Source organism: uncultured Methylobacterium sp. (genome assembly GCF_964251405.1).
In the GTDB taxonomy this organism is placed as follows: Bacteria; Pseudomonadota; Alphaproteobacteria; order Rhizobiales; family Beijerinckiaceae; genus Methylobacterium.
This window is the reverse complement of the sequence record NZ_CAXUJR010000042.1, coordinates 8,888-16,118: the sequence shown is the minus strand read 5'-3', so window position 1 is coordinate 16,118 and position 7,231 is coordinate 8,888. Positions and strand designations below refer to the sequence as shown.

6 protein-coding genes are annotated in these 7,231 nt (G+C 69.4%); 3 read left to right on the top strand and 3 right to left on the bottom strand.

Going from position 1 to position 7,231, the window contains the following annotated elements:
• From ACFE7U_RS09785 to gcvP, 3 genes are all read left to right on the top strand, one after another.
• The coding region (locus ACFE7U_RS09785; protein WP_375409529.1) for a glycine cleavage T C-terminal barrel domain-containing protein at positions 1–786 on the top strand (786 nt) is incomplete at its 5' end.
• Between the two features lie 28 nt (positions 787–814).
• Positions 815–1,177: a glycine cleavage system protein GcvH gene (gcvH, locus tag ACFE7U_RS09780; RefSeq protein WP_375409528.1), complete on the top strand. Its 363-nt coding sequence runs from the start codon at positions 815–817 to the stop codon at positions 1,175–1,177.
• Between the two features lie 86 nt (positions 1,178–1,263).
• Positions 1,264–4,110, top strand: a complete 2,847-nt coding sequence (gene gcvP, locus ACFE7U_RS09775; RefSeq protein ID WP_375409527.1) for an aminomethyl-transferring glycine dehydrogenase — start codon at positions 1,264–1,266, stop codon at positions 4,108–4,110.
• 3 nt (positions 4,111–4,113) lie between these two features.
• Here the strand turns inward: gcvP and ACFE7U_RS09770 are convergent, their stop codons facing one another.
• The 3 genes from ACFE7U_RS09770 to ACFE7U_RS09760 all read right to left on the bottom strand — a co-directional run.
• Complete coding sequence (locus ACFE7U_RS09770; protein WP_375409526.1) at positions 4,114–4,563, bottom strand: GNAT family N-acetyltransferase; 450 nt, start codon at positions 4,561–4,563, stop codon at positions 4,114–4,116.
• Between the two features lie 45 nt (positions 4,564–4,608).
• On the bottom strand, positions 4,609–6,675 hold the full coding sequence (locus ACFE7U_RS09765) for a GumC family protein (RefSeq protein ID WP_375409525.1): 2,067 nt from the start codon (positions 6,673–6,675) through the stop codon (positions 4,609–4,611).
• Between the two features lie 68 nt (positions 6,676–6,743).
• On the bottom strand, positions 6,744–7,231 hold a 488-nt coding region (locus tag ACFE7U_RS09760; protein ID WP_375409524.1), incomplete at its 5' end, for a heparinase II/III family protein.

Genomic DNA, 7,231 nt, shown 5'->3' with positions numbered 1-7,231 from the left:
ATCCTCGTCGTCAACGCCGCCTGCAAGGGCGCCGACCTCGCGCATCTTCAGGCCCATCTGTCAGGCACCTGCGAGGTCACGATGCTGGACCGGGCTCTGATCGCCCTGCAGGGCCCGAAGGCGGAAGCCGCGCTCTCGGCCCTCGCCCCCGAGATCGCGGACATGCGCTTCATGGATGCCCAGCACACCACGATCCTGGGCACCGAGGCGATCGTCACCCGCTCGGGCTACAGCGGCGAGGACGGGTTCGAGATCTCGCTGCCCGCGGAGAGCGTCGAGGCGGTGGCCGAGGCATTGCTGGCACAGCCCGGGGTGCTGCCGATTGGGCTCGGCGCCCGCGATTCGCTTCGGTTGGAAGCCGGGCTCTGCCTGCACGGCGCCGATATCGGGCCGGACACCGACCCGGTCGAGGCCGGCCTCACCTGGGCGATCCAGCCGGTGCGGCGGCGCGGTGGGGCGAGGGCAGGCGGGTTTCCAGGAGCGGAGCGCATTCTCTCGGCGATCGAGACCGGCCCGTCGCGGCGTCGCGTCGGCCTGTGCCCGGAGGGACGGCTGCCGGTGAGGGCGGGGGCCAAGCTCTTTGCCGGGGTCGACGACGCGGACACCATCGGCAGCGTCACCTCCGGTGGCTTCAGCCCGAGCCTCGGGGCGCCCGTCGCCATGGGCTACCTGCCCGCTGCCCTGGCCGAGCCCGGCACGCAGCTTTTCGCGGAGGTCCGCGGCCAGCGCCTGCCGCTCTGCGTCTCGACCCTTCCCTTCGTCCCAGCCGGCTTCAAGCGCCGCTGATCCCTCCCTCATTCCCAAGGAGCGAACGATGCTGAGATTCACCGATGAGCACGAGTGGCTGAAGGGCGAGGGCGACATCGCCACAATCGGCATCACGGCGCATGCGGCCGAGCAACTCGGCGACCTCGTCTTCATCGAGCTGCCGAAGGTCGGCGCCAAGCTTAGGAAGGGGCAGGCGGCGGCGGTGGTGGAATCCGTCAAGGCGGCCTCCGACGTCTACGCCCCCCTCGACGGCACCGTGACCGAGGTCAACACGGCGGCGGTCGAAGACCCGACCACGGTGGGCGGCGACCCGCAGGGCGCGGGCTGGCTCTACCGCATGCGCCTCGACGACCCTTCCTCGCTGGACGCACTCATGGACGAGGCCGCCTACGCGGCCTCCCCGAAGTAGGGGCTCGGAAAACCCTCCCCCGCAAAGGGGGGGAGGGCATGCGCACACCACGCCTTGCCAATCCCTCAACCACCCGAGGCATCCCCATGAGCGACGACCGCTACGATCCCTACGATTTCGCGAACCGCCGCCATATCGGCCCGACCACCGCCGAGATCGGCGAGATGCTGGAAACGGTCGGCGCACCCACCCTCCACGCCCTCATCGACGAGACCCTCCCGGCGGGCATACGCCAGGCCGAGCGCATCGATTTTGGGCATTCGCTCACCGAACGGCGGGCGATCGAGCGCATGCGCGAGATCGCGAACAAGAACCGGCTCCTCGTCTCGCTGATCGGCCAGGGCTATCACGGCACCACCATGCCGCCGGTGATCCAGCGCAACATCTTCGAGAACCCGGCCTGGTACACGGCCTATTCGCCCTACCAGCCCGAGATCAGCCAGGGCCGGCTCGAAGCGCTCATCAACTTCCAGACCCTCGTCTGCGATCTCACCGGCCTCGACGTCGCCAACGCCTCATTGCTGGACGAGGCCACTGCTGCGGCCGAGGCAATGGGGATGGCAAGACGCATCGCCACCAGCGAAAGCGATACCTTCTTCGTCGACCGTGACTGCCTGCCCCAGACCATCGCGGTCCTGCGCACCCGCGCCGAACCGCTCGGTTGGCGCATCGTGGTGGGCGATCCTGCCACCGACTTCGGCCCGGGGGCGGTATTCGGCGCGATCTTCCAGTATCCGGGCGTCTGCGGCGCGATCCACGATTTTTCCCCGATCATCGCGCGGCTTCACGAAGCGGGTGCCGTGGCGGTGATGGCGGCCGACCCCCTGGCTCTGACCCTGCTCAAGCCGCCCGGCGAGATGGGCGCCGACATCGCGGTCGGCTCGATGCAGCGCTACGGCGTCCCCATGGGCTATGGCGGCCCCCACGCCGCCTACATGGCGACGCGGGACGCGCACAAGCGCACGCTGCCCGGCCGGCTCGTCGGCGTCTCGGTGGATGCGCGCGGCAACCGCGCCTATCGCCTCGCCCTCCAGACCCGCGAGCAGCATATCCGCCGCGAGAAGGCGACCTCGAACATCTGCACGGCGCAGGTCCTGCTTGCCGTCGTTGCGTCGATGTACGCGGTGTTCCACGGCCCGCGTGGCCTTCGCGCCATCGCCGACCGGGTCCATCGGGACGCGGTACGCCTCGCCGAGGGACTGACGAGCCTCGGCTTCACCGTCGCTCCCGAGACATTCTTCGACACGATCACCGTCGAGGTCGGAGCCTTCCAGGGTCTGATCCTGAAGAACGCCGTGGCCAACGGCATCAACCTGCGCAAGGTCGGGATCGACCGCATCGGCATCACCGTGGACGAGCGCACCCGCCCCGACATCATCCAGGCGGTGTGGAGCGCGTTCGGCGGCGCGCATCTGTCCTACGACGAGGCCTGGCCGACGCCACGCCTGCCGGCGGACCTCGTGCGCACGTCAGCCTACCTCACCCACCCGATCTTCCACATGAACCGGGCCGAGAGCGAGATGACGCGCTACATGCGCCGCCTCGCCGACCGCGACCTCGCGCTCGACCGCGCGATGATCCCGCTCGGCTCCTGCACGATGAAGCTCAACGCCACCGCCGAGATGCTGCCGATCTCCTGGCCGGAATTCTCGGAGATCCACCCCTTCGTGCCGGAGGACCAGGCCGCCGGCTATCACGAGATGATCGCCGACCTCAGCCAGAAACTCTGCGAGATCACCGGCTACGATGCGATCTCGATGCAGCCGAACTCGGGCGCTCAGGGCGAATATGCGGGACTCCTCGCCATCCGCGCCTGGCACCTCTCGCGGGGCGAGGGCCACCGCGACGTCTGCCTGATCCCGTCCTCGGCCCATGGCACCAACCCGGCCTCGGCGCAGATGTGCGGCATGAGCGTCGTGGTCGTCGGGGCGGATGCCCAGGGCAACGTCGATATCGACGACTTCCGCGCCAAGGCCGAGCAGTACGCCGACCGGCTCTCGGCCTGCATGATCACCTATCCCTCCACCCACGGGGTGTTCGAGACGCGGGTCCGCGAGATCTGCGACATCGTCCACGAGCGCGGGGGGCAGGTCTATCTCGACGGCGCCAACCTCAACGCGCTCGTCGGCCTCGCCCGTCCCGGCGACATCGGCGCCGATGTCAGCCACCTCAACCTGCACAAGACCTTCTGCATCCCGCATGGCGGCGGCGGGCCGGGCATGGGACCGATCGGCGTCAAGGCGCACCTGATCCCGTTCCTGCCCGGCCACCCGGAGAAGGGCGGCGAGGGGGCGGTCTCGGCGGCCCCCTACGGCTCGGCCTCGATCCTGCCGATCTCGTGGAGCTACTGCCTGATGATGGGCGGGCGCGGCCTCACGCAGGCGACCCGTATCGCCATCCTCAACGCCAACTACATCGCCAGCCGCCTGAAGGGCGCGTTCCCGGTGCTGTATTCCGGCGAGAACGGCCGGGTCGCGCACGAATGCATCATCGACGTGCGGCCTTTCCAGAAGACTGCGGGCATCAGCGTCGACGACATCGCCAAGCGGCTGATCGATTGCGGCTTCCACCCCCCGACCATGAGCTGGCCAGTGGCCGGGACGCTGATGATCGAGCCCACGGAATCCGAGACCAAGGGCGAGATCGACCGTTTCTGCGACGCCATGCTGGCGATCCGGGAGGAGATCCGCGCGATCGAGTCCGGGCGCATGGATGCCAGGGACAACCCGCTGAAGAATGCCCCCCATACGGTGCAGGACCTCGTCGGTTCCTGGGAGCGCCCGTATTCGCGCGAGGCCGCGTGCTTTCCTGCCGGATCGCGGGGCATCGACAAGTACTGGCCCCCGATCAACCGCGTCGACAACGCCTACGGCGACCGTAACCTGATGTGCTCGTGCCCGCCGCCGGAGACCTACGTGAAGGCGGCGGAATAGGACCTAACCGGCTTTGCGCAGCGGCCGGTCGAACCGGATACCGGCCTGGGTGAAACCTGTCGCGGCACAGAAGGCGCTCAGTTCCGGCCGATCGGACTCGGCCAGAAGGTGCAGGCTACCGCAGCCGGCGCTCCGGGCCGCTTGCGAGGCGGCTTTCAGCAGCAGGCGGCCGACACCCCTGCGGCGGTCGTCCAGTCCGACGAGGAGGGTGGTGATCTGCGCGACGGGGGCGGCATCTTGCAGCGTCCGATACCAGTGCAGGACCACGAGCCCGCCCGGCGGCCCCCACTCGACGGCGACGAGTGCCGCGCCCTCCTCGCGGCGCAGGGCATCGATCCTATCGGCGAGATCGCGGGCGGGAACCGGGCGGCCGCATGCGGCGAGCAGATCCGCCAGCCCCGGCGCATCGCCCGCCGCTGCGGCGCGGATCTCGAGACCGTAGCGACTGCCCAAACCCGTCTCCGATGGTGGCCGTAAGCCGGCCTTCAAGGAAGCCGGTCAAGCCTCGATCCTACCGGCAAGCACGACACCGCGCACCCGGTCGCTGTCCGGCCCGAAGGCGTCGAGCCCCTCCTGCAATTCGCCGAGCGCGATCCGGCCACCCTCCACGACGACGACGATGTCGTCCGCGATGGCCGCGAGCGCGCGCAGGTGCGGCCCCACCGAACCGCCGTCGATGACGACGATTCCCGATTGGCGAAGGAAGTGGCCCAGTGCCTCGCGCAGGTTCTGGGCGGTGGCCCTGACGGCACCATCGGCCTGCGTTCCCGCGGTGATGACCCGCAATCCATCGAAGAAGCGCGGCGCGTCGGAAAAGCCCTGAGGCGCGCCCGCGAGGAGATCGGTGAGGCCTGGATAGCGTTCCGCCCCGAGCGCCCTGGTCAAGCCGCGTCCCTGCGGATCGCCGTCGACGAGGAGCGCGCGCTCGCCACCGGCATGGATCAGCTTGGCGAAACGCTGGACCAGGGTGGTGCGGGCGGCGACCGCCCCGAGGCCCGCAATGACGACCACGCGGGCGCGATCGGACGGCACCGGCGGCGCCAGCATGTCCCTGAGGCGCCATACCGCGCTCTCCTCGGGCTTCGTGCCGGGCATGACGGCGAGCACCGGAAGGCGCGTCTCCGCGGTGACTTGGCGGCCCGAGCGGATGGTGCTGTCGAACTGCTCGCGCAGGAGCGCGAGGCCCGTCCCGAGGACGCCGCCGAGCATGAGCGCGCCGAGCACGATGACGATCCGCGACGGCCCCGACCGGCCGAGTGGTGGGAGCGCCACCGAGATGATCCGCCCGGCACCGGTCTCGACACTCTGGCGCTCCTGCAGGTCCTTGGCGCGGTTGAGGAAGCTCTCGTAGAGAGTGCGGTCGGAGGCGGCCTGCCGCTCGAGTTCGCGCAGGCGGACCTGGGCCTGGTTCGCGGTTCCGGACTCGGATTTGAGCGACTCGATCTTGCGAGCGAGGGAAGCCTCGCTGCTGCGGGCGCGCTCGTAATCGCTCTCGGCCGTGCGGGCGAGGCGGTTCAGTTCCTCGGCCAGCCGGCGGCGCACGACCTGGACCTGTTCCGTGGCCGCGGCCATGGCCGGGTGACGCGGCCCATAGGCGAGGCGGGCCTCGCCCTCGGCGCGGGTGGCGTCGGCATATTGCGAGCGCAGGCCCGCGATGGTCGGCGACACCGTGACTTCCGCCATCGCCTCGGCAGGCTTGCCGGACGCCAAGAGGCGCCGCACCTCCATCACCCGTGATTCCTGCTCGGAGGCGCGGGTCCGCGCCAGGGTGAGCTGGTTGTTGAGATCGCCGAGTTGCTGCTCGCTGACGAGCCGGCCGTTGGCGCCGATGAGGTTGTTGCGGTTGCGGTATGTCTCGACGGCGCCCTCACTCCGCTGCAGGCGCTTGCGCAGCTCTTCCAGGCGCGCATTGAGGGCGTCGGCGGATTTCTTGGCGGCGCCAGCGCGGACATCGTTGGTCTCGGCCAGGAAGGCATCGCCGATGGCGTTGGCGATGCGGGCGGATTTCTCCGGGTCCGTCGTCCCGACCGCGATGTCGAGAACGAAGGTCTTTTCCGAACGCGCCACGGTGACGGCAGTGGAGAGCGTGCGCAGCACCGTCCGCATCCTGTCCTCGGGGGCTGCGGCCGGAGTGGTCGACACGAGTGATGTCAGCGCCTGTTGAATTCGAACGGGCAGGCTGGGCATCGGCGCGGCGAATTCCGGATCGGCGATGAGGTCGAGTTTGCGGGCGACCTTGCCGAGCACGCTGGTCGAGGCGATGACCTGGATCTGGCTCTCGACCTCGGCGCCGGTCTCGTCGCCGGTTGTGTTGTTGGGACGAAGGTCGTTCTGGAAGACCTGGATACCGCGGGGATCGAGCAGCACCTTGGCGCTCGCCTGATAACGCGGCTTGAGGGACATCACGACGGCGAGGGCAAGCACGCCGAGCAGAAGTGCCGGCACCAGGATCCAGAGCCGGCGCCGCCACAAGGCACTGCCGATGCCGCGCAGGTCCACGATCGCGGCCGGCATCGGCTCGGCGTCGATCTGGACCATCGCGAGGCGGCGATCGATGGCGGTCATGGTGCGTCCCGGTCCCTGGCAGGTCGGCATCGTTCCGTCATGAGACGTCTCCGTGCCGGATTGAAACACTATGCGTCGCCGAGGGTGGCCGGCGTCGAAGGCAGGTCGGCAACGAGCAGTTTGCAGGCCATGCTGTTGCGATGTGGTGTAGAGCCCGGCTCGCAGATCTCGATTCGGGTCGTCGCGACGGCATCGCCCATCGTTCCGGAGAAAACGATGCGTTGCGCGTGGGCCAGTTCGCCGAACCTGCGCGCGCGGACCGCCCCCTCCGCCGCGCCGCACTCGATCGAGACGGCAAAGCCCGAGGGTGCTTCCATCCGGCATAGGAGGTCGCCGGCGCGGGCAATCTCGATCGTGCCGGCTTCCGCGGCAAGGTCGATCTCGCCACCGACGAGGAAGCGGATCTCTACCCGCAACGGTCGCGGTGCCCCGTGGAGCGAATCTTCGATGACGATGGCGTCGCCCTCGCGAGCGACGCGGCGGCGATGGCGGGCGCCAAAGCGGCCGCAATAGCCGTCGTGGCTCGCCGTCACCGACCAGCCCTGGCCTTCGCCCT

What these genes read in the sequence shown, in the direction of transcription:
- gcvH (WP_375409528.1), top strand. Translation starts at nt 815, where the DNA reads ATGCTGAGATTCACCGATGAGCACGAGTGGCTGAAGGGCGAGGGCGAC.
- gcvP (WP_375409527.1), top strand. Translation starts at nt 1,264, where the DNA reads ATGAGCGACGACCGCTACGATCCCTACGATTTCGCGAACCGCCGCCAT.
- ACFE7U_RS09765 (WP_375409525.1), bottom strand. Translation starts at nt 6,675, where the DNA reads ATGACCGCCATCGATCGCCGCCTCGCGATGGTCCAGATCGACGCCGAG.